Source organism: Streptomyces sp. TSRI0281 (assembly GCF_001905125.1).
GTDB lineage: Bacteria > Actinomycetota > Actinomycetes > Streptomycetales > Streptomycetaceae > Streptomyces.
On record NZ_LWLE01000021.1, the window covers coordinates 19,849 to 45,938 of the forward strand.

Consider the following 26,090-nt stretch of genomic DNA (forward strand, 5'->3'; position numbering starts at 1 on the left):
GTGCCAGGCACAGATGTCCCGTCGCACGGAGTGCGTCGCGCAGGTGACTCCGGGACGGGACAGTCCTCAGACCGGCGGCTCATGGAGGAGTCTCAGCAGCCACTGGGCGCCTTCCGCGGAACCTGTCGCGTCTGCCGTGCCGGATGCTCCGGGGAAGAGACGGCCCCAGGAACAGGCGCGGCCGATAGCGCCGAGCCGCTCTGCCAGGGCCACGGCGCGCCGCAGTTCTGCCGCTGTCCGACCGGTTCCTGTCCACGGTTCCAGGTAGGCGTCACGCAGCCGGGGCAGCACCCCGGGCCCGTACCGGTCGCAGGCGCTCCGAGCAGGGACGAGGAAGCTGCAGAAGGGATGGGAGACGGCGGCGTCGCCCCAGTCGAAGAAGGTGAACCGGCCCGGCTCGGGGGCGAAGAGCTGACCGTCGTGCAGATCGGCGTGGTCGAGTGTGTCCGGGATGCCCGCGTCGGCAAGCTCCGTGCACCACTCCACCAGGCGCGGCCGCAGCCGGCGCAGCTCGGTGAGCTCGTCCGGCCGCAGCGCGGTGTTCTCGGCGATCGCCCGGTCGAAGACGTCGGGAAGCGCGGTCGTCCGGGCGCTGGGGACGCCGAGCAGTTCGAGCTCCTCGGCGTGCGGGACGAGCGCGCGCTGCATTTCCGCGTACTGACTCAGCGGCTCTTCCCAGGCCCGCGGATCAACGGGGCTCCGGTCGAGTACGTCCCTGAAGAGATCGCCACCGTCGGGGAGCAACGACCATCCGCGTTCGGCGTCGATCGCGAGCGGTTCCAGCACGTGTCCGGGAGCCCAGCGGGCCAGTGCGGAGGTGAGCGCGGCCTCGAAGGCGCTCGCGGGCGGATTGGCCTTGAACCAGACGGAGCCGTGACCTTCGACGGGCATACGAACCAGGACGGACCACGGCCGAAGCCGGACTCTCCGTCGCCCTGTTTCACGCAGGCCACGAGCAGCGAGCCCGCGCTCGGCCCAGGCGAGCGCGGCCTCCCGCCAGGCCGCCTGCTCCCAGGGCGTCAGCGCGTCCTGGTATGTCCCCCGGTCCACCACCACCGACATGTCGTGCCGCATCGCGCCATCCCAGCACGGAGTCCGCCCGGCCTCCATCCCTTTCTCTCGCGCGGCCCGCCCCACACGCACCACCACGCCGCGTGATCGATGGCGGCCCGTCCTGCCGGCAAGCTTCACGGCGGCCTCCAGCGCGGGGCACCCGGTAGGAGTGCATCGGTCGCCCGGCAGCTCCCGCACCACCGGCAGGCACTCGCCACGCCACTGCCCGCACACCTCGAACCGGCCCGGCTCGCCGCCCAACCGTCCAGCAGGCCGACGACACCGCTTCCGCTACCCAGTAAGGAACCACGCCATGACCACCCCTCATGCCTTTCCCCTGGAGCCCACCCCGATCCATGTGTCCGACAGGGTCCTCGATGACCTGCGGGCCCGTCTCGCCCTGACCCGTCCGCCGCTGGACGAAGGGAACGGGGACTGGTCCTACGGCGTCCCGGACAGCTCTCTCCGTGAGCTGGTCGCCTACTGGCGGGACGGCTACGACTGGCGCAGGGCCGAGGCCGCCATCAACCGCTACGAGCACTACCAGGTGAGCGTCGCCGGTGTCCCGGTGCACTTCATGGGCAAGCCCGGCCGCGGCCCTCGCCCGATCCCGTTGATCCTCACCCACGGCTGGCCGTGGACGTTCTGGCACTGGTCGAAGGTGATCGACCCGCTCGCCGACCCGGCCGCGTTCGGCGGCGACCCCGCCGACGCGTTCGACGTCATCGTGCCGTCCCTGCCCGGCTTCGGATTCCCCGGCCCGCTCACCGGCTTCTCGGACGTCAACTTCTGGAAGGTCTCCGACCTCTGGCACACCCTGATGACCGAGACCCTGGGATACGAGAAGTACGCCGCGGGGGGCTGCGACATCGGCGGGATCGTCTCCAGCCAGCTCGGCCACAAGTACGCCGACGAGCTGTACGGCATCCACATCGGCTCCGGGCTGCCGCTCGACTTCTTCAACGGTCCCCGCGCCTGGGACTTCGCCCGGGACCGGCCCCTCACCGACGACCAGCCCGCCGACGTCCGCGCCCGCATCACCGAGCTGGACCACCGCTCGGCGTCCCACCTCGCCGTGCACATGCTCGACGGTGCCACCCTGGCCCATGGGCTGAGCGACTCACCCGCCGGACTGCTCGCGTGGCTGCTGGAACGCTGGAACGCCTGGAGCGACAACGGCGGCGACCTGGAGTCCGTCTTCACCAAGGATGACCTGCTCACCCACGCCACGATCTACTGGGTGAACAACTCCATCGCCACGTCGATGCGTTACTACGCCAACGCCAACCGCTACCCCTGGACCCCCGCCCACGACCGCACCCCGGTCGTGCAGGCCCCGGTCGGCCTCACCTTCGTCACGTACGAGAACCCGCCCGGCATCCACACCACCACCGAGCGCGTCCAGGCATTCAAGACCGGCCCGCAGGCCGATTGGTTCAACCACGTCAACGTCAACGCCCACGACCACGGCGGCCACTTCATCCCCTGGGAGAACCCCGACGCCTGGGTGAGCGACCTGCGGCGCACCTTCCACGGCCGCAGGCCCTGAACGACCCTGTGGGCGCGTCCGGCGACGGGCCGGGCGCACGCCGCCGATCGGACGGGGAGTGTGGCCGATCGGCAGAAGCGATGGCGCGGTGGGTGCGCCTAGCGTTGTCCGGACCAGGCCAGCACGCTTTGAGGGGAATGTTGATGAGGCAGCGAGGGACGGCCGGAGCAGCCGATGGCACGACGGTGACCGGAGCGACCACGGAGTTCGAACCGGACGTCGTGGACCTGTTCGTGGAGACACTGCGCCGTGCGGCCAGGCGTGAGTTGTCGGCGGTGGGGACGGACACCCTGCTGGGGGAGTTGGTGATGGGGGACACGGACGCCGGTGCGGCGATCGCCCCGGGCATGCGGAAGGCCGGTTCGCTCAGCGGGTTGATCACCGGCAGGGCCGGCCGCGGCTGGGTGAGCGAGGAAGAGGCACCCGGAGGACCGGTCGGGGCGGGCACCGGTGCGGAAGCTGATCAGGATGCCGACGGGAAAGAGGTGGATGCCGCCTGGCATGAGGCACGGTGGCGCGTCGGCCTCGGGTCGCGCGGATCGGCCGCGGACAGCGGCGGGGTGCTGCCAGGGATGAGCGGGGCGCTGCGCGCGTGCCTGTTGCTCGCGCTCAGGTCGGCGCGCGCCGAGGGGACGATCTCCGTGCGCTGCAGGCATGTGGCCCGTGCCTTGCTGGACCTGCCGGACAGCCGGGCACGGGAGGCCCTGCTGTTGCAGCGGCTGGACGTGGCCGCCGCGTCGAGCGCGCTCGATCGACTGGACGCGAGCGCCCCGGCGGAGACCGAGGGACCGGAATCCCGCGGCGTCATCCTGCTCCGCCAGGCCGGAACGGTGGGCAGGAGCGGCAACCGCTTGACCCGCGCGCTGACTTCATGGACCTCGGGAAGCACCGAGAACGGCTCACCGGTCCTGTTCGCGGTGTCCATCGAGGCCATGCGGCAAGCGGTACGGTGCGGACGCGCCGAGGTGGAGCCGGCGGATCTTCTGCTGGGGACGCTGGCGCTGGACCGGGCACTGCACGTCGCCGGGCGCTCGCTTCCCGGGAGCCTGGAGGACGCGAACTCCGCTCCTGCCCTGCTGCGCCGACACGGCGTACGGCAGGTCTCCCTGGTCTCGTCGGCCTCGGCGAGCTTGTCCGCCGTTGTCCCCGCCGACGGTGTGCGGCGGTCCGCCGCCGCCGAGCGGGCCGTGGCGATGGCGCGGCTGTCCGCCGCCGAGCACGGGTCGCCCACGGTCGGTACGGTCCACCTGCTGTCCGCGCTGCTCGACGAGCCGGCGGCGGACGCGGACGGCGGGGCCGGTGGCGCGGTCGTCGCGCTGCTGGCTGCCGACCGGGTGGACGTGGCCGCGCTGCGGGCGGAACTGAGCCTCCGGCAGGGCGCATGACACCCGTGCCCGCCGGGCGGCGACCGCTGCGGCTACCGTTCCTCGCGGGAGACCCGGAGGCGGTGCGAGGGAGATCATGAGTCAGGCGCCCGAATCCACGCGGCTGTCGCGCCCGTCCGTACGGCTGAGGCGCACATCGGCCGGTGCGACGCGGTGGCTGCGCCGTGAGGCGGTGGAGAGCTGGTCCGCGGTGCGTGCAGCCGAGCGCCGTACGGTCGTCACCGAGACGCTCCTCTGTGCCCTGGTCGCGGCCGCCGGTCTGATGCCGCTGCTGCTGGCGCCCCCGGACCGGCCGGTGTCGGCCGTCGCGGAGGCGTTGTGGGCGGCGATACTCGTCCCCGCCCGGCGCGGCCGGCCGGTCGCCGCGGTCCTGGGTTCCTCCGTGCTGGTCGCGGGCGACAACGTGTGGACCCTGGCGGTGGCACCACTGATCGTGCTGTCCGCCACCCGTCGTATCGCACCGCCCCGGCGTGTGTGGCAGCTCGTCGGGGTGGCCTGCGCCGCGGTCGGTGCCCTGAGCCTCGCGCGTGCCCTGGTCCGGCCCGGGACCCTGCTGCCGGAACTGTCCGAGAACGCCGTCTCGGCGGTGCTTCTTCTTCTGCTTCCGGCCCTGGCCGGCACCCTGCTGGGGCGGCGGCGGCCCCTGGTCAGCCTGCTGCGGGAACGCAACGCCTATCTGGAGCAGGCCCGTGTGCTGACCGCCTCGGCGGCCCGGATGGAGGAACGGACCCGGATCGCGGGAGAGATGCACGATCTCCTGGGACACCGGCTGAGCCTGATCTCGGTGCACGCCGGGGCGCTCGAACTCGGCGCCGCGCGGCAGGCCCCCGCCCTCGTCGGACAGGCCGAGTTGCTCCGTACGACTGCCGGTTCGGCCATGGAGGAACTCCGCGAGATCCTCGGTGTCCTGCGGTACGAGGACATGACCGGTCCGACGGACGGGACCCGGGAGGAGAGGGGAACGCGTGAGGACATCACCGCGCTCGTGACGGAATCCCGGCATACGGGCAGCACCGTCGAGTTGGACTGGTCCGTGCCCGACACGTCCGAGGTGGGCCCCCGTACGCGTCAGGCGATCCACCGGGTGGTCCGCGAAGGGCTGACGAACGTGCTGAAACACGCGTCCGGCGCGCCCACCAGGGTGGTGGTGCGAGGCGCGGACAGAGGTGTCGACGTGTCCGTCACCAACGAGGCGCCCCGCGCGTCCGGCCATTCCCACGGCGGAAGTCACAGCGGGCTGGCCGGCTGCCAGGAACGGATCTCGTTGCTCGGCGGCACGTTCCGGGCAGGCGCCTTGACCAACGGTGGATTCCGCGTGGCGGCCTGGCTGCCCACGCACGGCAACGAGCCCGTGGGAGTCGCCGCGCTCCAGGGGGCCATCGCCGATCCCTTTCCGGACCCGGCCCGCCGTCGATCCGACGGCAACGAACAGAGAGGGGCACGAGCCCCTCTGCGGGACGAGGTCCTGACCTGGCCGCGCGTCCTGGGATCGGGCTGCCTGGCACTGCTCGTGACCCTGCCCACGGTCGCCTTCCTCATCATCCTGCTGGTTCACGCGGCCCTAGGATGACCTGATGATCCGGGTTCTGGTCGCCGACGACGAGGCGCTGATGCGCGCGGGAATCCGGATGATTCTGGAGAACGCCGAGGACATCGCGGTGGTCGCCGAGGCGGGCGACGGCCGTGAGGCCGCCGCGGCATGCCGCGCCCAGGACATCGACGTCGCCCTGCTCGACATCAGCATGCCGGTCAGGGACGGAATCGCGGCGGCCGAGGACATCACCCGCCTCTCGCCCCGCACCTGTGTCGTGATGCTGACGGCGTTCAGTGAGGAAGCGAGCGTGACGCGCGCCCTGCGGGCCGGTGCGAGCGGATTCCTCCTCAAGGACACCGGGCCCGCCGAACTGATCCGCGCCGTGCAACTCGCCGCCGGAGGCGAACCGGTACTGGCCCCCCGGATCACCCGGCGGCTGCTGGAACGGCACGTGAAGTCCGGCAGGGACACCGAGGCCGCGCTGCGCCGGACCGAAGAACTGACCCCGGCCGAACGGGATGTCCTACGGCTGCTGGGCACGGGCCTGTCCAACGCGGAGATCGCCGACCGGCTCTATCTGAGTGCCGGCACGGTCAAGGCCCACATCAGCCGGATCCTCACCCGCACCGGCTGCGCCAACCGCGTACAGGCGGCCGTCCTCGCCCATGACGCCGGGCTGCTCACCGATCGTTGAGCCGGCTCTCCGCAGTCCCGCACCGGCGGACGCGAGCGGCACAAGCCGTACCGGGGCGGCACGCGGCGCCTCCGCCTCCGCACCCGCACCCGCACTGGCAGAACCAGGTTCGCCGACCGAACGTCTCGATCGGACGGTAGGGGGCAACCCGAGCCGGACCGGACAGCGAGATCGCCTCCCGGCAGTGACAGGAAGCGAGATCGTCTCCCGGCAGTGACAGGAGGCGCCGTTCCGCTGGGCCGGTGACCTTCCGCGTCCTGCGACTCAGGCGTCGGAATTCCACGCGACGACACACGAACGCTGGGCACAGGGGTTTGCCAGGCGATAGTTTCCGATATATCGTTGACGCATCGCGACAGATCAACGATAGAAGGAGCGTAGCGATGCGTTCACATGGACACGAGCATGAGCACGGACATGGACACGGGCACTGTGGGCCCGGTCACCCGGGTCGGGGCGACTTCGAGGGGCGGCGGGCGGCCTTCGGGCAGTTCGGGCCGCCGTTCGGTGGCGGTCCCTTCGGCGGTGGCCCCTTCGGTGGCGGGCGCGGGCGGGGTGGCGGCCGGGGAAGGGCGCGGCGTGGTGACGTACGCGCGTCGATCCTGGCCCTGCTGAAGGACCGGCCGATGCACGGGTACGAGATGATTCAGGAGATCGGCGAGCGCAGTGGCGGGGCCTGGCGGCCCAGTCCTGGCTCCGTCTACCCGACCCTCCAGCTGCTGGAGGACGAGGGCCTGATCGTCAGTGCCAGCGAGGGCGGCAAGAAGCTGTTCACGCTCACCGACTCCGGGCGCGGTGAGGCCGAATCCGGCCCCGACGCGCCGTGGGAGGAGGCCGGGCGCGGCGTCGACTGGGAGAGCGTGAACGAGATCCGTCAGGCCGGCTTCGGTCTGATGGAGGCGTTCGGGCAGGTCTGGAAGACCGGCTCGGCCGATCAGCGGGAGAAGGCGCTGTCGGTCATCAATGACGCCCGTAAGAAGCTCTACCTGATCCTTGCCGGCGAGCACTGATGGTCCGGTGCGTCACAGTCGGCACGAAGGGCCCCGCGGTCGATCCGCGGGGCCCTTCGGTGCGTCCGTGCCCCGTCGGTGTGCAGAAGGTCATGCGGCGGCGAGGCCGCCGAGCTTGCGCAGCGACTCATGCAGCGCCGCCGTCGCCGAGTCCTTGAGCTTGCCCGCCATCAGGGAGACCGCGGCCCCGGTGAACTCCCCGTCGATACGCATCGTGGTGGCGTCCCCGTCCGGGGTCAGCGAGTACCGCATGCACAGGGCGACCCCCATCGGCCCCTTGCCCCGGGTGGTGAGCAGCCGGCCGGTCTCCAGCTCGTCGACCGTCCAGGTCACCTCGGCGGGGAAGCCCATGAGTTTCATGTTCTCCTCATAGGTGGCGGCGAGTTCCAGTACGGCGGGGCCGCCCTTGGGGAAGCTGGTGTGGGTGGCGTTCCACTCGCCGTACGTGGTGAAGTCCGTGAGTTGAGCCCAGACCTTGTCGGCGGGTGCCTCGATGCGCGCCTCGGCGCTGACCTCGGCCATGCGACCACCCCTTGCTCGTCGGGTTACGGTGTCGCGGAACGTAGCGTCGGCGGCGAGAACAAGCAATGCTGATGGACCGTCAGATCTGCTGGGTCTGCCGGTTCCGCCAGATCACCGCCGAATCGAACCAGTCCGATGCGCGCGGATGCGGACCCTCGTCGTGGCAGTGGAACGCCGCCCAGAAGAGATCGGCGGGCAGGGCGTCGTCCGGTGCGTACACCCGGTAGACGTACTGCAGTCCGTCCTGCGCCAGCAGGGCGACCATCCAGAACACCGCCGCCGCGCTCCTTCCGGGTGCTGTGAGTTCGCTGTTGCGTGAGGGACGTGTACCACGGGGCTCGCGGTTGCCCGGGGGTGTGGGGCAAGGCGGCGTGCGCCACTTTTCGGCTGGGTTGTGTGCCTGGCGAGATCTCATCCGGAAGGATGAGGGGGTGATCTGATGTGCCCAACTTGGGTGGGATGTGTAAATGGGCCCCTCCGGGGATGTTCCGGCACCGGGGGACTGATGGGGTAAGAGGTGTGCAAAACCGGACGCCGCGGATACCCGAACAGCCCGCACCGAACCCTGTCGACCTCGATGCCGGACTCACTGTTGAGCTGGCCTCGGTGGTGACCGGCGCGCGCAGGCGGGCCCTGCGCGACGGTGACCGTCAGATCGACACGGCCCATCTCCTGCACTCCCTCATCGAATCGGACCCAGCGGTCCGGGAAGCCTTCGACGGCGGGCCGCAGCTGGCCAGGGTGCTCGGCTACCTCGTGCAGCGCAGTATCGGCTACGGGCTTCGCTGGCAGGGTTCCGTCGAGGACTCGGGCGCGGTCCCGGTGGTCCGGGAGGCGGCGGTGGACGGCTGGTCGCCCTCGGCCGTGTCCGCGATGGAAGCGGCCGGCCACAGCGCCGGACTCCGCGGCGAGTCGCGGGCCGGCGGCCTCGACCTGCTCTCCGCGCTGGCGGTCGACACGGAGTGCCGGGCCGTGGAGGTACTGGCACGGGCGGGTGTGGACGCGGCGTGGCTGGCGGCCCGCGCGGCGGAACGGACGGCCGAGGCGTCTCGACAGGTGTGACAGGGGTGACGGTGCTGATCGCAACTGTCATGATGTGCCGATGCACGCGTCTCAGGGGAGAAGCGCCGGCCTGGGACTAGCCCTTGCCTCGGCCCTCGCATTCGGTGGTTCAGGGGTGGCGGCCAAGCCGCTGATCGAGGCCGGGCTCGACCCGCTGCATGTGGTGTGGCTACGGGTGGCCGGCGCCGCACTCGTCATGCTGCCGGTCGCCTGGCGCCACCGGAACCTCGTGCGTGAACGGCCCGCTCTGCTGGCCGGGTTCGGCCTGTTCGCCGTCGCCGGTGTCCAGGCCTTCTACTTCGCCGCGATCTCCCGTATCCCCGTCGGTGTGGCGCTGCTGGTCGAGTACCTGGCCCCGGCGCTGGTTCTCGGCTGGGTCCGCTTCGTCCAGCGCAGACCCGTCACCCGGGCCGCCGCGCTCGGCGTGATCCTCGCGGTCGGCGGTCTGGCCTGTGTCGTCGAGGTGTGGTCCGGACTGAGTTTCGACGCCGTCGGACTGCTGCTCGCCCTCGCCGCCGCCTGCTGCCAGGTCGGCTACTTCGTCCTGTCGGACCAGGGCAGCCAGGACACCGCGAGCAGTGGCGGGAAGAGCGTCCCGCCGCCGCATCCGGTCGGGGTCATCGCCTACGGACTGCTGATCGGTGCCGCTGTGCTGACCGTGGTCGCCCGGCCCTGGGGCATGGACTGGGCGATCCTCGGCGGGACCGCGGACATGAACGGGAACGCGGTCCCCGCGTGGCTGCTGCTCGGCTGGATCGTGCTGCTCGCCACCGTGCTCGCCTATGTCACCGGAGTGATCTCGGTGCGGCTGCTCTCCCCACAGGTGGCGGGCGTCGTCGCCTGTCTGGAGGCGGTCATCGCGACCGTGCTCGCCTGGGTGCTGCTCGGCGAGCACCTCTCCGCACCGCAGCTCGTCGGTGGCTCGGTCGTCCTGATCGGCGCGTTCATCGCACAGTCCTCGGCGCCGAAACCGCCCTCCGGGCCGGTCGCGTCGGCCCTCGCCCCGCCCGAGGGGGCCGTCGGGGGCACCGCCGAGGGGAAGTTGTCCGTGGGACGCACCTCGCCGTAGTGTGCCGAGCATGCATCTGACCGTACTTCCGCCGCCTGCCGCCTAGCGCGGGCGGCCACTCCTGACGAAGACCGGGCTCGGGCAGTCCCCGAGCGGTTCGTCGCTGCCCGCGTGCGGAGCCGAGCGACCACCACCCCGTCCTCCTCTGGAGAAGTCACGTGTCGAACCCTGCTTCCGGCCTGCCCGTCGTTCCCGGCCTGCCCGTCGGGCGGAGCCTGCTGTACCTCGTCGTCGCCGGAGTCGCCTGGGGCACCGCCGGAGCGGCCGCCTCCCTGATCTTCCGGGTCAGTGATCTCGGGCCTCTCGCCCTGTCGTTCTGGCGCTGCGCCGGCGGCCTCGTCCTGCTGGCCGGAGCACTGGCGCTGCGGCCGCGCCGTGCCCCCGGCCCTGCGGAGACCGGGCGCCGCCGGCTGCTGCGCATCCTCGGGACCGGGATCGGTCTCACCCTGTTCCAGAGCGCGTACTTCGCGGCCGTCGAGGTGACCGGCCTCGCGGTCGGGACCGTCGTCACGCTGGGGGCCGGGCCGGTCCTCATCGCCGTGGGCGCGCGGCTGACCATGGGCGAGCGCCTCGGCCGCGGCGGGCTGGCCGGGGTGACCGGTGCGCTCGCGGGACTGGCCGTGCTGGTGCTCGGCGGCGACGGTGCCGAGGTACGGCCGCTGGGCGTCGCCCTGGCGCTGCTCTCCGCCGCCGGATACGCCGCGATCACCCTGCTCACCCGGTGGCTCGGGCGGGACGGCGGGGGCGGCGACGCACTCGCCACCAGTGCCTGGGCGTTCGGGATCGGTGCCGTGGGGCTGCTGCCGATGGCCGCTGCCGAGGGGCTCGTGCCGCACACCGCGGAGACCGGTCAGGTGCTGTGGCTGCTGGTGTACGTGGCCGCGGTGCCGACGGCGCTCGCGTACGCCCTGTACTTCGCCGGCGCCGCGGCGGTCCGGTCGGCGACCGTCTCCGTGATCATGCTCCTGGAGCCGGTGAGCGCGGCGCTGATCGCCGTGACCGTGCTGCGGGAGCGGCTGACGGCGGCCACCGTCATCGGCACCCTGCTCCTGCTCACCGCGGTGGCGGGGCTCGCCTTGGCCGAGGCGCGCGGCGCGGCGGCCGGCCGACGAAAGGCTGCCGTCACGGTGTGACCGCCGGGCCGTTGCCGTGCGGCGGGTCCGCGCTCCGGCGGATCTCCGCCGTCCGGCCGGTCCGACGCGCGTGACCGGCAGGCATCGCAGGTCACCGGCACGAAATACGCCGACAAGCGCCGCAGGCCACCGTGGCGAGATACGCCGGCAGGTGCCGCAGGCCACCGTGGCGACACGCACCGGCAGGCGCCGCAGGTCACCGTGACAGATACGGCGGCACCGCGATGGCCGGGTCGAGATCGTCCGCCGGGACGGGCTCGGCGTATCCACGGGTGAGCGGGACGATGCCCGCCCAGTGGGGCAGCCCGACATCGGCCGGTTCGTCGCCGGGGCCGCCGGTGCGCACCTTCGCGGAGACCTCGTCGAGGTCGAGCCGGATCACCGCCGTCGCGGCCAGTTCCTTCGCGTCGGCGGGCCGCGCGTCCCGCGACCTGCCGGGGACGACCTGGTCGACGATCGCGTCCAGTGCGATGCGCCGCTCCTCGGGGTCGGTCACCGTGACCGCCACCCCGTGGACCATCACGGAGCGGTAGTTCAACGAGTGGTGGAAGGCGGACCGGGCCAGCACCAGTGCGTCGACATGCGTGACCGTGAGGCAGACCGGCAGACCGGGGTCCGCCCCGTCCGCCGCGCGCAGCGGCCGGGAACCGGTCGAGCCGTGGACGTAGAGCCGTTCGCCGATCCGGCCGAACAGGGTCGGCAGCACGACCGGCGCACCGTCGCGGACGAAGCCCAGATGGCAGAGGTACGCCGCGTCCAGTATCGAGTGGACCAGCTCCCGGTCGTAGGAGGCCCGCTCCTTGCTCCGGGTGGGAACCGTGCGCTCGGTGGGCAGGTACGGGGCGGCGGCGTCCGGGCCCGTACTGTCGGGCGTTGCGATGTCCGGCATTGCGTACTCCATTGCACTAGTGCATAATGTAGTTTGTGCTAGGAGAGTATCGGATCAGTGGGCGGCGCGCATCGGAAATTGCCGCCAGTGTGGAGCGAGGCGTCGGCTCGGGAGATCTCGCGCCCGGACAGGTACTGCCTCCAATGCGGGAGTTGGCGGCGCTCCTGGAGGTGAACCCGAATACGGTGGCGGCCGCCTATCGCACCCTGCGCGAGCGCGGGGTGATCGAGACGGCGGGACGCCGGGGGAGCCGGGTGCGACCGCGCCCCGCCAGTACCGCGCGCGGCTCACTGCGGATCGAAGCCCCACCGGGCGTACGGGACCTGGGGGAGGGCAACCCGGACCCGGAGCTGCTGCCGGATCTGGGGGAGGCGCTGGCCGTGTCCGCCGCCGCGTACGCGCGGCAGCCGGGTCTCTACGGCGAGGCGCCGGTGGTCGCGGAGTTCGCCGCGTTCGCGCGTGCCGCGATGGATGCGGACGGGGTGCCGCCGGGGCCGCTGGCCGTCACCTCCGGATCTCTGGACGCGATCGAGCGGGTGCTGTCCGCGCACCTCAGGGCGGGCGACGCCGTCGCGGTCGAGGATCCGGGGTGGGGCAGCCTGCTCGATCTCGTACCGGCGCTCGGGATGCGTGCCGTGCCGGTGGGCGTGGATGACGAGGGCCCGTTGCCCGCGGACGTGGAGCGTGCCCTGCGGGCGGGTGCCAGGGCGCTCATCGTCACCGACCGGGCGCAGAACCCGACGGGGGCCGTGATCGGTGCGGAGCGGGCCGGGCAGTTGCGCGCCGTGCTCGCGGGCCACCCCGGGGTGCTGCTGATCGAGGACGACCACGGGCACGCCATCGTCGACCTGCCGCTGCACCCGCTGGGCGCGGTCACGGACCACTGGGTGTTCGTACGGTCCGCGGCGAAGGCGTACGGCCCCGATCTGCGGGTCGCCGTGCTGACGGGTGACGCGGTGACCGTCGACCGGGTGGTGGGGCGGCTCGGCCTGGGGCCCGGCTGGGTCAGCAAGTTGTTGCAGCGGGCCGTGCTGCATCTGTGGACCTCGGGCGCCGTCGATCCGGCAACGGTCGCGGGGTCGTACGCGGAGCGCCGCGACGCCCTCGTACGGGCACTGGCGGAGCGGGGTGTGCGGGCGCACGGCCGCAGCGGGATGAACGTGTGGGTGCCGGTGAGCGACGAGACGGGAGCCGTGGCCCGGCTGTTGCGCGCGGGCTGGGCGGTGGCGCCCGGGGCGAGATTCCGGCTGGCTGCGCCCCCGGCGGTGCGGCTCACCGTGTCGACGCTGGCCGCGGCGGACATCGAGCCATTGGCGGACGCGGTGGCCGAGGCGGCGGGACCGGCGCGCCCGATCAGTTACGGCTGAGGGGCGGCGGGGCGGCGGTCGGATGCGCGGCAGGGGCCGGGGAGCCCGGTCCCTGTTACGCGGCCGAGGCCGGGCGCCCGGTCACGGTGCGGCGGCGCGGCCCGGTCGGCGGCGGCCGGGCCGTCGTGACGGGCGGGTCGCCGCCGACCCGGCCCGGCTCTGCGTGAGAGCGGCGCCCGCGAGGACGATCAGGGCGCCGACCGGGGTGTTCCAGTTCAACTCCTCGCCGAGGAGGGCGACCCCGGCCGCGGTGGCGATCACCGGGATGAAGTAGGTGACCATCTGTGCGGTCGTCGGGCCGACCTCCGTCACCAGGCCGTACTGGAGCAGCACCGCGAGGCCCGTCCCCAGGGCGCCCAGCGCGACGACGGCGAGCGTCGGCAGAACGGGGAAGGATGTCGGTACGGAGGTGAACAGCGGGGTCACCACGGCCAGTTGCAGCGTTCCGACGAACAGCTGGCTGCCGGTCAGGGCCAGCGTGGACGAACCCGTGCCGGCCAGCGTCCGGCGCACGTAGATCCAGCCGATCGGGTAGCTGAGGGAGGCCAGCAGGGCCATCGCCGTACCGCTGGGATCCAGGCCGGAGAACCCCTGCCATGCGCCGAGCACGGTCAGTACGCCGAGGAAGCCGAGGCCGAGGCCCGCGACGCGGCGGCGGGTCGGCCGGTCCTCGGACAGCGCGACGATCGAGAGCGCCATGCCCCACAGCGGAGACGTCGCGTTGCAGATTCCGGCCAGCGTGGACGGAATCGTCGTTTCGGCGTAGGCGAAGAGCGAGAACGGCAGCGCGTTGAGGAAGAACGCGGCGACGGTGAGATGGCCCCAGGTCCGTGCCGAGCGCGGCAGCCGCTCGCGACGTACGGCCATGGCGACGGCGAGCACCGCCGTACCGGACAGCAGGCGGCCGAAGGTCACCTGGAACGGGGCGTAGGCATCGGTCCCCACCTTGATGAGCAGGAAGCTGAAGCCCCAGATGAGTGAGAGCGCCCCGAACCGGATGCGCCAGTCGGTCACCGGCCGCCGGGCGGGCGCGGATGCGGGTGCGGACGGGTGAGGGGGCGTGCGCGGGGGTGCCGACGCGGCGCCCGTCGACGGTGCACGGGGCGCGGTCGGCGCGGCCGGTGCGGTCGCCGGTTCGGAGGGGGCTCTCATGGGGACAACGATGACGAAGGCAATCACGTAGAACAAGTGAAAGTTACTGGTATCGCTCGCGTAGCATCGCTTACATGTTGAACCTGGAGCGCCTTCGTACGCTGGACGCCCTCGCCCGGCACGGCTCGGTGAGCGGAGCCGCCGGAGGGCTGCACGTCACCACCTCCGCGGTCTCCCAGCAGATGGCCAAACTGGAACGCGAGGTGGGTCAGCAGCTCCTCGCCAGGAACGGCCGCGGGGTTCGCCTCACCGACGCGGGCCGGCTGCTCGCCGACCATGCCGCGCGGATCCTGTCCCAGGTGGAACTGGCCCAGTCGGACATCGAGGCCCAGCGGGGCGAGGTGGTGGGCGAGGTGAGGATCTCGGCCTTCCCCACCGCGGCGCGCGGGCTGCTCCCCGCGACGCTGGCCGGGTTGCGCGCGGACCATCCGGAACTGAAGGTCCGCACGACGGAGCTGGAGCCGGAGCAGGGCATTCTGGCGGTGTTCCGCGGTGATGTCGACCTGGCCGTCGTGCTCGACTGGAGCAACAAGCGGCTGCCCGTGCCCGGCGGGCTGACCAAGGTCGAACTCCTCGCCGACGCCCCGGACATCGCCATGCCGGCCGGTCATCCGCTCGCGGACCGCGCCGAGGTGGCCCTCGCGGACTTCGCCGAGGACGAATGGGTGTCCTGGCCCGAGGGCGAGTTCTGCTACGAGTGGCTGATGTTCACCCTGCGCTCCGAGGGAATCGAGCCGCGTATCGCGCATCTGGCGGGCGAACACCACACCCAACTCGCCCTGGTGAATGCCGGGTTCGGCGTCTGCGTCGCGCCGCGTCTGGGGCGCGGCCCGGTGCCGGACGGTGTGCGGCTCGTACCGGTACGGCAGACCGTGCGGCGGCACATCCACGTCGTGTGGCGCACGGGCGCCGACCGGCGCCCGTCGATCAGGGCGGCGGTCGAGGCGCTGCGCGGAGCGGGCCGGGCCGCGGAGGCCGCCGGGGAGCGTCCCTGAAGACCGCCCCCGCCATCCCCGGCGGGACGGTCCTCTGTCGCGACCGCCCTCTGGGACGGCTCTCGCCCTCCGGTGCCCGGTGCGGGCCCGTCAACCGGTCAGCTTGCGGAAGTCCCAGGAGGTGACCGTGTCCGGCGTGAGCCGCAGCCAGGCGTGCCGCCCGTCGTGCGGCATGGCCTCCATGCCGAAGTACTTGGGTGGGAACAGCCCTTCCGGTACCTCCAGTTCGGCGCAGACCGCACCCGTGCGAGGTGCCTCGCCCACGAACTCCACCTCGCCGGACAGCTCCACGCCGCGCAGTTCCCCGTACTCGACCCCGTCGTCGACCACCACGGCGATCCGCGGGTCGTGACGCAGCTGGGCCCAGCGAAGGCTGCGGGTGAGGGAGTACAGCCAGAGCGAGGTGCCGTCCCAGACGAACCAGAGCGCCCCGGCATGCGGCCGTCCGTCGGCGGCGAGGGTGGCCACGCGGCAGGTGCGCTGCTCGGTCAGATAGGCGTCCCGTTCGCCGTCGGTCATCATGATCCGGCGGCCTCGTCGCTGAGTGACGGCCATGGAGTGTCCCCTCCTGGTGTCTGACTATGTGTCAGAAATCATGAGGGCTCTTCCCCCGTCGCGCAATGCCCGTTAACCTCGCGCGCCCGGTCCGTCCGGGCGATTCCGTCCCTCACCGGGGGCGGACAGCCGACAGGAAGCGAGGCACTGTGCCGTCCAAGGAATCGCGGGAGCGGCTCGTCGCACAGCTCGACCCCGCCACCACCGCGCTGCTGACCGTCGAGTGCCAGCAGGGCGTCGTGGGCCGGGACAGTGCCCTGCCCGAACTCGCCCGGGAGGCCCGGTCCTCCGGCGCGCTGGCGAACGTGGCCAGGCTGGTCTCCGCGGCGCACGAGGCCGGTGTCCAGGTGGTGCACGCGGTCGCCGAACGCCGCCCCGACGGGCGCGGCGCCGGAGACAACGCCCGGCTCTTCCGCGCCGCCGCCCGGCTGCCCGTCCAGCAGTACTCCGGCAGTACGGCCGTGCGCGTCGCCGAACCCATCGAGGTGGCCGACGAGGACCTCGTCGTACGACGGCTGCACGGTCTGTCTCCCCTCGCCGGTACGGAGGTGGACGCGCTGCTCCGCAACCTGGGCTGCCGGACCCTCGTCATCACCGGGGTATCGGCCAATGTCGCCATCCCCAACGCCGTCTTCGACGCCGTGAATCTCGGCTACACGGCGGTCGTGCCGTCGGACGCCATCGCGGGGGTGCCCGCCGAGTACACCCCCGAGATGATCCGCAACACGCTCGCCCTGGTCGCCACGATCACCACCACCGACGACGCGCTCGCCTGCTGGAAGCGCCGCCGCGGACAGGGGGCGGCTACGCCGGGGTGATCGCTCCGGGGCGGCTATGCCAGGGTGATCGCACCGTCCTCCACCGTGATCCGCCGGGCGGGCAGCGGCCGGGTGGCGGGCCCGGCGGTCACCCCGCCCGTCGCGGCGTCGAACGTCGAATCGTGGCACGGGCAGTTGATGGAGCCGTTCGAGACATCCTTCACCGCGCAGCCCTGATGGGTGCACTTGGAGGAGAACGCCTTGAACTCACCGGCCTTGGGCTGTGTCACCACGACACCCTGCTTCGCGAACACCGTCCCACCGCCCTCGGGAATGTCCGCGGTGTTCGCGAGGACCTCCCCGCTCTTTCCCGCCCCGGCCTGTTCGACCGTGTCCGAACCCTCCGAGCCGTCCGATCCGCCGCAGGCGGTGAGTGCGGCGGTCACTCCCGCCGCGCCCACCGCCGCGACGACGGTGCGGCGTCCGAGGAGGACCCGGCGCTCCTGCGATGCGCTCATTGCGGCATTCCCTTCATCGGTGTCCATGGCTTCGTCCAGGGATACGTTCCGGTGGGCGTCCGCGTTCACGCAGCGCCCGGGAATCAGCCGGACCGGACGTCCTGCGTGTACCGGTGCCCGGTCATCGGACTCGGCGTAGGGCGGCGCGGCGGGGCCGGGGCTGTCCGCTGGAGGTCGGCCTTGTTCCTCCGCGGCAACGGGCGGCTCACCTCCGCTCGCGCGGAGAGCACGTCTGCTGGCCTACCTGGGGGTGCCGGTTCAGCTTCGCCGTGCCGCGTCCGCTTTCCGCACCGTCTTCGCCGTGTGGTCAGCCGAGTCGGCCAGGTTGCGGAGTGCGCGGGAGACCCGGCTGAGGAACTCCACAACGTGGTCGTCGCCGAGCCTGACCCGGACGCCGGGACGCGCAGCTCTCCGCTTCCGGCGCCGACGTTCACTCAGCGATGTCGACGCCGTATCCGCGTGCGAGAGCGGCGAGGCCGTGGTCGTAGCCCTGGCCGACGGCGCGTAGGCGCCAGACCGCGCCTCTGCGGTAGATCTCCGCGAGCAGCATGGTGCGTTCGGTGGTGGCGGCGTCCAGGGTGGCGCGGGCGAGCGGCGCCCCGCTGCTGCCGGGGGCCGCGCCGATCTGGATCGCACCGACCGTTCCGAAGGTCGCGGCGCCGTCGAGGGCGGCAGCGACGACGACCTTGCGCGTCGCGGGCGGCAGGGAGGCCAGGTTGAGGGCGATGGTCTGTTCGGCAGGACCACCGGTCAGCAGCCGCGCAGTTCCAGCCGGGCTCTCCGGGGCCCCGTAGAAGACGAAGTCCTCGTCGAAGGTGACCTGCTCGTCCTCGTCGAGGAGGAAGGCGACGACGTCGATCTCGTAGCCGGACTGCGGGGCCCAGCCGGCGGTGACGTACCACTCCGGTGCGGGCCTGCCGTGCGGCATGGGCAGGTCGATGACGCCCCCTCTCGGCATCACATACGGCTCCTGAGACCGGAGCGCCGCCGCAGCCGGTGCGGTGGCGGTCGGAGCGGAGAGCCAGTGGAGGTCGTGCGCGGGGAGTCCGAGGGTGGTGATGCGGCTCATGCGCCGGTCGCCCTCCCCTCCCTCCAGGAGTACGACGTCGGTGACGCCGGCGGACAGGTTGACCGCCGCGGACCCGCCCAGCTCGACGACGCGGGTACGAGCCGCCGCGGCATCGGCGTGGGCGCCACCGAGCACCAGCACGCGACGCCCGGCCAGAGGCTTGTCCAAGGTGCCGACGGGGGGCTTCGGCCGGCGCGGAGCGGGTACCGGCGTACCCGAGGCGGCCGTGGGGAGATCTGCTGCTTCCGGGACGGGTGCGGCAGAGGCTGTGGTGGGCGCCAACTTCAAGGGCCCGACGAATGGTTCTGCTTCCGGCTCAGCCGCGGGGGCGACAACGACGGCCGTCGCCTCATGGGCTGTCCCCGGCCGTACGTCGGCCAGCAACCGCAGGAAGGTGTGCTCATCGATGACCGGCACGCCTTCGCCAAGTGCGCGTCGCGCCTTTGCCGAATCGGACGTCGGTTCATTGGTGACCAGCACGCTGGTGTGTCGGCTGACGGAAGTCATCATGTTCAGTCCGGTGGCGACCGCCCGACCGACCAGCTCAGCCCGGGCATGGGCGGTCTCACCGGTGATCGCGACCTTCATCCCCTGCTGGAGCGGCCCGCCGGGAGTCAGCCGTCCCGGATTGCGATAGGCGCAGGGAGTCTTCGGCGGCTTCGGCGTGAACTGCGATTCTGCCCGGGGCGGGCAGGTCACCAGCGGCAAGGGCAGATCGAGCCGCGCTGCCTCGTGCAGTGACGCCCGCAGGATCCCGGCCAGAACACGGGTGTCGTCCAGCGCATCGTGCGCACGCTGCTGGGGGACGCCGTAATGGGCGGCGAGGGTGCCGAGCTTCATGTCGTCCGTCGGCGGATCCACCTGGCGATTCAGAGCCAGGGTGCACAGCCGCTGCGACACCGGCAGCCACATCCGCGCACGGGCGAACTCGTAGGCCAGGAAGTCGTAGTCGAACTGGGCGTTGTGGGCGACCAGGACCCGGTCCTGAAGCATCGCTCCGATCCGCCCGGCGACCTGGTCGAAGGTCGGCGCACCCTGTAGTCGCTCGACGGTCAGCCCGTGCACCTCCACCGGTCCCGGATCGCAGCCCGGATTGAGCAGGGTCGAGAACTCCCCGGTCTGCTCCCCGTCCGGACCGATCGTGATCACCGCGAGGGACAGCACGCGATCTCGCCGGGCCATGAGGCCCGACGTCTCCACATCAACCAAGGCCCAGTCGTAGGCGTAGTCGCCCGTGGCGGGCACATCGAAGGAAGCGAAGACGAGACTCATGGCGGCAAGGATGATCCGATATCCGGTCCTCCTTCAACCCGTATGCCGATTTGCCATCGTTTGGATGGCTGCAATGAGGCGGTCCTACGACGTCGCCCCGCTGAACTGGCGCGTGTCGTCACTGCCCTTGGTGCCCCATCACCACTTCCTGGAGTGGGTCTACCAGGTGACCCACGAGCTGCTCGTCACTCTGCTTGGAACGTCTCGCTTGCAGAAACGCCGGAGAGCCATCGCGCGGCCCAGGCTTCGGCACTGTCTCGCCTCTTGGCGTGCGCGATGGCCTGAGATTCGCCTTCGAGGAGCGAACTGAGCCTGTCCATCAGACCGGTGCCCGCCAGGAAGTGGGCGAGTGGTGCTACCGACGTGGCCGCCCCCGGTGTGACGGGACCGCCGTGAGCGAGTGAATTGCGCACCGATCGCAGACGATTGAGGGCGCGCGACCAGCGGTCATCGAGCTCCTCGTACCAGGTACGCATGCCCTCGCCTCCTGCTGTTCGGCCCGCCATGTTCTCAGCACGCCGGGCAGTTGGCCACGGAACGGGCCGTCCCCGGCCGCGTTCCCGTGAAACCAGTCGCGGTTGTACAAGGTAATGGGGCCGAACGTCTGGACCATGCCTGCGATCCGGGCCTTGGCGAAGGCGTGCCACACCACGTGATGGGCCTGACGCGGAGGAGTTGTCAGCAATCGCTCACACAGAGTGAGGCGGGATTCTTCGGGCAGCCCGGCTGCTGACGTGACGTCTTGATGCGACAGTGCACCCAGATCCTTGATGTCTCCTAGATTGAGCCGAGCCATCTGCACGTCCACAAGACCGTCGAGCAAGACACCTGAGAGGGAGCGCATCACCTCTGCGGAGCGACGCCCGGAACGCTCCAGGAGGGCGCGTAGAAGGAGGGTACGCGCGCTGATGTCCTCGTAGCACTGGCTGTCCCTGACCGCGGACACGATGTCCCGCCAGGCATGCATCAGCTGACTGTCCGAACACGCCTCCTGGGAAAGGGCGCGCATGAGCTGTTGTGCCTGTGCCACCTGTCCTTGGGCCCCGTGCGCAGGCAGGCCGACCATCGCGGAGCGGAAGGCTGTCAGATGGATGTCCAGACCTTGTCGGTATCCGGGGCCCAGACGATTGACCCCGAAGTCGAAGTCGGCCATGGCGGCCTGCCAGTAGAACCGGTGCCGCTTCTCGAAATCACGCGAGTCGTTGAGCCACGATTCGAGTTGATCCAATGCTGCCGGGAAGGTCAGATCCGTCCGTCCTCCTCGTACCAGTGGTCGCGGAGGGCCTCTGCCAGCTCGAAGGTCCACGATGGGTCGACTACTACATCCCCCGAAGAACATGCGCTTCAGTGTCCCTGCCATCTGAGGCGACGCATGGGAATCCGAGCTTCGGCCAGGCGGCTGACGCGCACGGTCAGGGCGCCTCGCTTTGCGCGGCGGAGGGCGATGCTTGTGGCCAACCACAGACCGTGGCGTGGGTGAGCGGCGCGACGGAAGGAGACCTCACCGAAACTTCGGGAAGTGTTCGGGAACAACACCCGCCGAGGGTCGGACGAAATCGTCTCCAACCGGACACCCGCCGACTCCGCCCGAGGGCCCACCCGCCCTCGCGAAGCTGCTCCGCCGAGTCCGATAGACGGCCCCTGAACAGCAAAAACGCCCTCCCGATGGGAGGGCGGAGAGAGGGCGCCCCCGGCAGGACTCGAACCTGCGGCCAAGCACTGAGAAGGCACGTGCTCTATCCGCTGAGCTACGGGGCTGACCTGCGAAAACGCGGCTTCCTAACGCTGTCCCCCGGGGCGTGGGGGACGCATGGGGGAAGCGTAGATTCCCGGTGACCGGGGCACGCGAGCGCTCTCCGGCTGGGCCGTACGTAGGTCCTCACGTTATCTTCACGCCCCCGCAGCCTCTCGCGGAAACAATCCCACACCTCGTCGGCGTTGGTGATCTCCGAGCCGAGGAAGGGAAGGTGTCGGGCCTGAAGCTGTTCCGCACGGACACGACGAATAGCGGCATGACCTCGGTCATGCCGCGTCTTGCTGAGATCGAGGCCGATGTGCAGAGTCTCATCGAGGCGCACATGGAGACGCTGCTGGGCGTCCGGTTTCTGGCGAGCGAGTACGGCACGGTCCGGTGCACGCGGGCCGCATCGACTCGCTCGGGCTGGACGAGAACGGATCGCCGGTCATCGCCGAGTACAAGCGCGACGCCGACGCCGACGTCATCAACCAGGGCCTGTTCTACCTCTCGTGGTTGACGGACCACCGTGCCGAGTTCGAGCACCTGGTCCGCGACCGGCTCGGGGTGACGGCCGCGTCTCAGGTCTTGTGGAGCGCACCGCGCCTGACCTGCGTCGCCGGCGACTTCACCCGCTACGACGTGCACGCCGTGCGCGAGCACCGGCGCTCGATCGACCTGGTCCGCTACCGACTCTTCGGCAGCGACATGCTTGGCCTTGAGACCGTGGCGTCCGTAAGCGGCGGCATGCAGGGAGCGCACCGGGGCCCGTCGGCGGGCAGCCGCTCGGGCGGCGGCCGACATCCGGAGCGCGTCGATGGTGGAGCTGGCGGGCGCGGTCGACGAGGTCCTGCTCGGGCTCGGGGACGGGGTGAACCGTGTCGAGCGCAAGACGTACCGCGCGTATCAGCGGCTGCGGAACTTCGCCTGTCTCTGCCCGCCGCAGCGCAGTAAGTCGCTGGTCTACCCGCAGGTTGCCCCGACGCAGGTCGACCTCGTTCCCGGTTTCACCCGGGACGTGTCCGGGCTCGGCCACCACGGGACGGGCGATCTGGAGGTGCAGCTCCGTACGCCGAAGGATGTGGAGCATGCGCGGGAGCTGTTCCGGGCGAGCTACGCGGCAGTAATCGCCTGTGGGTTTCCTGGCCGTGCTCGCTTCGTGGCTGCTCGGTGGTCGCGGCGTGGCGCCTTTCGACGTACGGGCAGGTCGTGGCGGTGGACTATCAATGATCCGCGGCCGCACCGTGATCGGCCGGCTGGAAAGCCCCACCACCCTGCCGGTCGGCTTCGGCGGTGACCAGCCCCACGTCAGCGAACGGATGCTGCAACGCGGAGACCGTATTCTGTGCTTCGCCGACGGCCTGATCGAGGAACACCAGCCCGGCGGAGAGGAGTTCGGCGAGGTACAACTCATCGAATGGACCAGCCAAATCCTGCAGGACCACACCGCGGTGCGTGCCGTGGTCAGAAGGCTCTTCCACACCTTGCGACGGGAACGGGGCGGCATGACCAGTGACGACTCGACCATCTTCCTCATCGAACGGCGTGGCGGCAAAGCCGACCATCTGGCCACCCTCACATGAGCCGACAGCACCCGGGCTCCCAACCATGCTGTCGAAAACAGAGGTGACGGCCCGGACTGCAGGGCGGGACCCGGTCCCGCGAACGCCTGTCTCGCGGTAAGGCTGCCGGAACAGATGTGGCACACGCCCGACTGCCCGCGGTGGACCATCATGCAGATCAACCGGGAGGCGAACTTCCGGCTATCGAGGAACAGGACGCGTGGGCCAAGGACGTCTTCCCCGCAGCACATGAGCGGCTCAAGCAGGCCGCCGCCGCGTTGCCCGCCGACGAGTCCGCCCAGCCGTTCGCTGACGCCCTGACCGGGCTGGTCCACGCGCGGGCAGACACCACGGGCTTCGTCGTCCTGCACCGCTGGGCGGAGATCCTGGAGCGCCAGTTCCCACCGGAGCTCCACGACCCGGACCACGTCGCCGAGCGGTACCTGCGTTGATCTTCGGATCGTCTGTGGTCTTCGGGTGGTCGCCGCGGGGGTGCCGTCAGGCGATCTTTGTCCTCGTGGTCCGGGGCCGGGCGGGTGGGGTGGGCGCCGGGCGGTGGTGATGGTTCTGGCCGCGTGTACCCCTCTGTGGGTTGAGGCTGGGCGCCCCCGTCCGGGGTGCGGGCGCTCTGGTGCTAGCGGGGGAGGAGGGCGGTGACGGTTTTGCCGCCGGCCGGCCGGTGGGTGACGGTGGTGGTGCGGGCGAGGTGGTTGACCATGGGCCAGCCGAATCCTCCGGTGCCGCCGGTCCGGTCGGGGGTGCGCATGCGTGGGGCGTGTGGGCTGGGGTCGTGCACGGCGACTTCGATGGTGTCGGGGTGTGCGGTGAGGTTCAGGGTGCAGGTGCCGCCGCCGTGGCGCAGGGCGTTGGTGACGAGTTCGGAGACGACCAGGACCACGGTGTCGGAGGCCTCGGCTCCGATCGCCGGTACGAGCCGGTCGAGGAAGTCCCGGGTCTCCTCGCGTGCGCCGGCGACGGATGTCGCGGAGCGGACGGTTACGGCGGTGATGCTCATCGTGTCCATCAGGTCCCCCGGTCTCTGGATCGTCAATGCCCGGTCCTGCCTGTCCGGGGCTTGTGCCCGGGCTGCGGCCCGTCAACCCGGTTTGCTCCCGCCTTCCCTCTCTGTTCGAGGTGGATTGCCTTCCTGCCGGGCACGCCAATATCTGTGGTGGCTGGAGTAGACATCGGGTGGTGGTGTGGTTATGGTTTCTCTCGTAGCCCAGAGAGACGGCAGGGCTCGGCAGAGATGAACTGCCGGGCGGCAGTACCCGTAGTTGCAGTGTGCAGGGCGGTGCGGTGGTGGAGTTCCGGAGCCGGAGAAGTTGCAGGATGGCGACGGGGCTGACGGCCGGACCGGGTGGCCCGCGGTAGTCAGGGGCCGCCGTGAGCAGTACCGCAGTTCAGTCAGTGCAGTACCCGCACGTGCGGGTCGCGGTATCCAGCAGTGAAGTGAGTGGTTCCTCGGTGAAGGCGTCGGCTGCGGGCGTGCGCATCGGGAGGTTCGGCAGTGGGGTTCCAGGCCAGAGCGGATGCAGGACGGGCGACGGGGCTGGCTGCCGAAGAGTGGCGCTGTCACAGGCCACGGAGCAGTTCGCATCACCAGCAGTACGCAACAGAGCAGTACCAGCAGTTGGTAAGTGATTGATCCCAGAGGGAAGAACGGAGGAGCCAGGCGCCATCAGGATCGCCCGGGCGGAAGTCTTGAGCCCGGGTACCGCAGGACATCGATAGTGAGGTGGTCTCCGGTCAAGCAACCGCGATCCCCGCAACCCCCGGACCTCTTCCCGGCGGGCATGCGGAAACACAGAGCCGGCGTAGCCGATCAAGGCCGGCTGATGGTGTAGCAGTTCCTTCGGGGCCCGGGTGCCATATGGCACCCGGGCCCCTCCAGCGTGTTCCGGAGAGAGGTGACATGACAGCAGACGACTCGTTCGGCCGTCTCTCCGACGGCACCCCACGAGCCCGGCGACACCACCCCCCAGGTCATGTCTTCGACAGAGGGGACACAGTCATACCGGGCCCGGAGGCCAGCGGCCCCGTTGCAGGACCGCGAAAAACATAACGGGGGCCCGCTTCCTGCCGGTCGTGCGAACCCTCGCCCCCACTTCGCGGGAGCCACCCGCCCGTCCTACCGCCGTATCGCCCCCTACAGCGTCACCGCCGCAGGCCTCTGGGACACAGCCGAAAACCCGTCCAGTCACCGGCAGGCGAACGACGCTGACCGGGGAAGCCGCGTCGAGGTCGGTTCCCAGACAGCGCCCTTCGGGGGAGGCGTGGCCCGGCTTTCGGAGAGTGATGGTGGAGACGCCGGCCAGCGTCTCCCAGATGATCAGTCCCGATGAGCTTCGCGGGAGCCCGGCTGCCCGCTTCGGGAGGACCGGCGGGTGATGCGCCTGGTCATGAGGGCGATGGCGGCCCATGTGGTCAACGCTTCTGTTGACTGAACCAACTTGGGAGTTTTCCCAGTTCAGGAAGGGTATGGCGGATGCTGCTGCTAGCTTCCGGGCATGCCTGAGAACGAGACGGCCGAGCGTGATCTGTCCGCTCTGGAGCTGCCGCAATGGGGCCGCTTGCGAGAGACCGGTGATCCCTGGGATCCGTACCAGCTGATCGACAAGGACGGGCGGGTCTGCGCGGAGGCCCAGGCGTTCTTCAAGGACCTCCAGGCCGTCGGCCGCGGAGACACGACCCTCCGTTCCTACGCGCTGGACCTGCTGCGCTGGCTGCGATTCCTCTGGGTGCTCGACACAGGTGGGACCAGGCGACCAGTGTCGAGGCGAGGGACTTCATGCGCTGGATGCTGCTGGCCGACAAGCCCGTGCGAGTGCATTGGGGCGCCACCAGCTCCCACCGCGGACAGCAGCACCGAAGGGGCCCGGCGTCGTCAGGCCGGCACCGGGGACGTAGAGCACGACGGGCAGGGGGCCCGGCGGGCCGCCGACGGGAGCGCCCTCGTGCGCATGGGCGCACCCCAGCCGCACCCGGCCAGGTCGATCAGCACCGAGGGTTCGGCCGACCGATGTTCTCAGGCACCGTCTGTGCTCGGGTGTGCCTGTGCGACGAGTGCGCCGTACACGAGGTCGCAATGGCCGGTTGCCTTGACGTCGACCTGGACTCCGTTGAGTAGGCCCACAGACGGTGTGGTCGGTACCCCCGGCCCTCGCCTGCGCGAGTCGGGGGCCGCAGGGTCCCAGAGATCAGGAC

23 protein-coding genes, 1 tRNA gene and 1 pseudogene are annotated in these 26,090 nt (G+C 70.9%); 14 read left to right on the forward strand and 11 right to left on the reverse strand.

What is annotated here, in order from left to right; genetic code table 11:
• Positions 1 to 66: 66 nt before the first annotated feature.
• Positions 67 to 1,074, reverse strand: a complete 1,008-nt coding sequence (locus A6A29_RS24635) for an aminoglycoside phosphotransferase family protein (RefSeq protein WP_107468317.1) — start codon at positions 1,072 to 1,074, stop codon at positions 67 to 69.
• Positions 1,075 to 1,366: 292 nt separating this feature from the next.
• Here A6A29_RS24635 and A6A29_RS24640 point away from each other — a divergent pair, with 292 nt between their 5' ends.
• From A6A29_RS24640 to A6A29_RS24660, 5 genes are all read left to right on the forward strand, one after another.
• A complete protein-coding gene (locus A6A29_RS24640) occupies positions 1,367 to 2,602 on the forward strand; it encodes an epoxide hydrolase family protein (RefSeq protein WP_073722916.1) in 1,236 nt (411 codons plus the stop codon).
• Positions 2,603 to 2,745: 143 nt separating this feature from the next.
• The gene (locus tag A6A29_RS44280; protein ID WP_073722918.1) at positions 2,746 to 3,987 is read left to right on the forward strand and encodes a Clp protease N-terminal domain-containing protein; all 1,242 of its coding nucleotides are present in this window, start codon (positions 2,746 to 2,748) and stop codon (positions 3,985 to 3,987) included.
• 76 nt (positions 3,988 to 4,063) lie between these two features.
• Entirely contained in the window at positions 4,064 to 5,557 is a 1,494-nt protein-coding gene (locus A6A29_RS24650) for a sensor histidine kinase (protein ID WP_079182996.1), read from the forward strand.
• Between the two features lie 4 nt (positions 5,558 to 5,561).
• The gene (locus A6A29_RS24655) at positions 5,562 to 6,215 is read left to right on the forward strand and encodes a response regulator (RefSeq protein ID WP_073722920.1); all 654 of its coding nucleotides are present in this window, start codon (positions 5,562 to 5,564) and stop codon (positions 6,213 to 6,215) included.
• 383 nt (positions 6,216 to 6,598) lie between these two features.
• Entirely contained in the window at positions 6,599 to 7,225 is a 627-nt protein-coding gene (locus A6A29_RS24660) for a PadR family transcriptional regulator (RefSeq protein WP_073722922.1), read from the forward strand.
• A gap of 90 nt (positions 7,226 to 7,315) precedes the next feature.
• Here the strand turns inward: A6A29_RS24660 and A6A29_RS24665 are convergent, their stop codons facing one another.
• Positions 7,316 to 7,747 (reverse strand): type II toxin-antitoxin system Rv0910 family toxin, encoded by a 432-nt coding sequence (locus tag A6A29_RS24665; protein ID WP_073722924.1) that lies wholly within the window; start codon positions 7,745 to 7,747, stop codon positions 7,316 to 7,318.
• 79 nt (positions 7,748 to 7,826) lie between these two features.
• Positions 7,827 to 8,021, reverse strand: coding sequence for a hypothetical protein (locus A6A29_RS24670; RefSeq protein ID WP_073722926.1), 195 nt, complete (start codon positions 8,019 to 8,021; stop codon positions 7,827 to 7,829).
• A gap of 245 nt (positions 8,022 to 8,266) precedes the next feature.
• Here A6A29_RS24670 and A6A29_RS24675 point away from each other — a divergent pair, with 245 nt between their 5' ends.
• The 3 genes from A6A29_RS24675 to A6A29_RS24685 all read left to right on the forward strand — a co-directional run bounded on the left by A6A29_RS24675 (position 8,267) and on the right by A6A29_RS24685 (position 11,011).
• Positions 8,267 to 8,809 carry a Clp protease N-terminal domain-containing protein gene (locus A6A29_RS24675; RefSeq protein WP_073722928.1) on the forward strand — a complete coding sequence of 181 codons (543 nt, stop codon included), beginning with the start codon at positions 8,267 to 8,269 and terminating at the stop codon, positions 8,807 to 8,809.
• A gap of 40 nt (positions 8,810 to 8,849) precedes the next feature.
• Entirely contained in the window at positions 8,850 to 9,878 is a 1,029-nt protein-coding gene (locus tag A6A29_RS24680) for an EamA family transporter (RefSeq protein ID WP_073722930.1), read from the forward strand.
• A 158-nt stretch (positions 9,879 to 10,036) separates the two neighbouring features.
• The gene (locus A6A29_RS24685; protein WP_073722932.1) at positions 10,037 to 11,011 is read left to right on the forward strand and encodes a DMT family transporter; all 975 of its coding nucleotides are present in this window, start codon (positions 10,037 to 10,039) and stop codon (positions 11,009 to 11,011) included.
• A 196-nt stretch (positions 11,012 to 11,207) separates the two neighbouring features.
• Here A6A29_RS24685 and A6A29_RS24690 read toward each other — a convergent pair whose 3' ends face one another.
• Positions 11,208 to 11,900, reverse strand: a complete 693-nt coding sequence (locus A6A29_RS24690; protein WP_073722934.1) for a pyridoxamine 5'-phosphate oxidase family protein — start codon at positions 11,898 to 11,900, stop codon at positions 11,208 to 11,210.
• A gap of 35 nt (positions 11,901 to 11,935) precedes the next feature.
• On the opposite strand from A6A29_RS24690, the gene A6A29_RS24695 reads away from it, so the two are divergent.
• Positions 11,936 to 13,267, forward strand: coding sequence for an aminotransferase class I/II-fold pyridoxal phosphate-dependent enzyme (locus A6A29_RS24695; protein ID WP_073722936.1), 1,332 nt, complete (start codon positions 11,936 to 11,938; stop codon positions 13,265 to 13,267).
• Between the two features lie 81 nt (positions 13,268 to 13,348).
• On the opposite strand, the gene A6A29_RS24700 is transcribed toward A6A29_RS24695, so the two are convergent.
• Positions 13,349 to 14,419 carry a DMT family transporter gene (locus tag A6A29_RS24700; RefSeq protein ID WP_073723012.1) on the reverse strand — a complete coding sequence of 357 codons (1,071 nt, stop codon included), beginning with the start codon at positions 14,417 to 14,419 and terminating at the stop codon, positions 13,349 to 13,351.
• 74 nt (positions 14,420 to 14,493) lie between these two features.
• Here A6A29_RS24700 and A6A29_RS24705 point away from each other — a divergent pair, with 74 nt between their 5' ends.
• Positions 14,494 to 15,414 (forward strand): LysR family transcriptional regulator, encoded by a 921-nt coding sequence (locus A6A29_RS24705; RefSeq protein WP_073722938.1) that lies wholly within the window; start codon positions 14,494 to 14,496, stop codon positions 15,412 to 15,414.
• 90 nt (positions 15,415 to 15,504) lie between these two features.
• On the opposite strand, the gene A6A29_RS24710 is transcribed toward A6A29_RS24705, so the two are convergent.
• Entirely contained in the window at positions 15,505 to 15,969 is a 465-nt protein-coding gene (locus tag A6A29_RS24710; RefSeq protein ID WP_073722940.1) for a pyridoxamine 5'-phosphate oxidase family protein, read from the reverse strand.
• Positions 15,970 to 16,118: 149 nt separating this feature from the next.
• Here A6A29_RS24710 and A6A29_RS24715 point away from each other — a divergent pair, with 149 nt between their 5' ends.
• Positions 16,119 to 16,787 (forward strand): cysteine hydrolase, encoded by a 669-nt coding sequence (locus A6A29_RS24715; RefSeq protein ID WP_073722942.1) that lies wholly within the window; start codon positions 16,119 to 16,121, stop codon positions 16,785 to 16,787.
• A 14-nt stretch (positions 16,788 to 16,801) separates the two neighbouring features.
• On the opposite strand, the gene A6A29_RS24720 is transcribed toward A6A29_RS24715, so the two are convergent.
• From A6A29_RS24720 to A6A29_RS24735, 4 genes are all read right to left on the reverse strand, one after another.
• On the reverse strand, positions 16,802 to 17,245 hold the full coding sequence (locus tag A6A29_RS24720; protein ID WP_073723014.1) for a Rieske (2Fe-2S) protein: 444 nt from the start codon (positions 17,243 to 17,245) through the stop codon (positions 16,802 to 16,804).
• Between the two features lie 430 nt (positions 17,246 to 17,675).
• Positions 17,676 to 19,586: a TerD family protein gene (locus A6A29_RS24725; protein ID WP_073722944.1), complete on the reverse strand. Its 1,911-nt coding sequence runs from the start codon at positions 19,584 to 19,586 to the stop codon at positions 17,676 to 17,678.
• Positions 19,587 to 19,941: 355 nt separating this feature from the next.
• Complete coding sequence (locus A6A29_RS24730) at positions 19,942 to 20,814, reverse strand: hypothetical protein (RefSeq protein WP_073722946.1); 873 nt, start codon at positions 20,812 to 20,814, stop codon at positions 19,942 to 19,944.
• Between the two features lie 457 nt (positions 20,815 to 21,271).
• Positions 21,272 to 21,343, reverse strand: a tRNA-Arg gene (locus A6A29_RS24735).
• A 210-nt stretch (positions 21,344 to 21,553) separates the two neighbouring features.
• Between A6A29_RS24735 and A6A29_RS24740 the strand changes: the two are divergent.
• From A6A29_RS24740 to A6A29_RS44285, 3 genes and pseudogenes are all read left to right on the forward strand, one after another.
• Positions 21,554 to 22,444 (forward strand): annotated as a pseudogene (locus tag A6A29_RS24740) (endonuclease NucS domain-containing protein); the annotation flags it as partial.
• A 10-nt stretch (positions 22,445 to 22,454) separates the two neighbouring features.
• The gene (locus tag A6A29_RS24745; RefSeq protein ID WP_338012894.1) at positions 22,455 to 22,904 is read left to right on the forward strand and encodes a SpoIIE family protein phosphatase; all 450 of its coding nucleotides are present in this window, start codon (positions 22,455 to 22,457) and stop codon (positions 22,902 to 22,904) included.
• Between the two features lie 140 nt (positions 22,905 to 23,044).
• Positions 23,045 to 23,335, forward strand: a complete 291-nt coding sequence (locus A6A29_RS44285) for a hypothetical protein (RefSeq protein ID WP_198953208.1) — start codon at positions 23,045 to 23,047, stop codon at positions 23,333 to 23,335.
• A gap of 182 nt (positions 23,336 to 23,517) precedes the next feature.
• Here the strand turns inward: A6A29_RS44285 and A6A29_RS24755 are convergent, their stop codons facing one another.
• Positions 23,518 to 23,907 (reverse strand): ATP-binding protein, encoded by a 390-nt coding sequence (locus A6A29_RS24755; protein WP_073722950.1) that lies wholly within the window; start codon positions 23,905 to 23,907, stop codon positions 23,518 to 23,520.
• Positions 23,908 to 26,090: the final 2,183 nt, after the last annotated feature.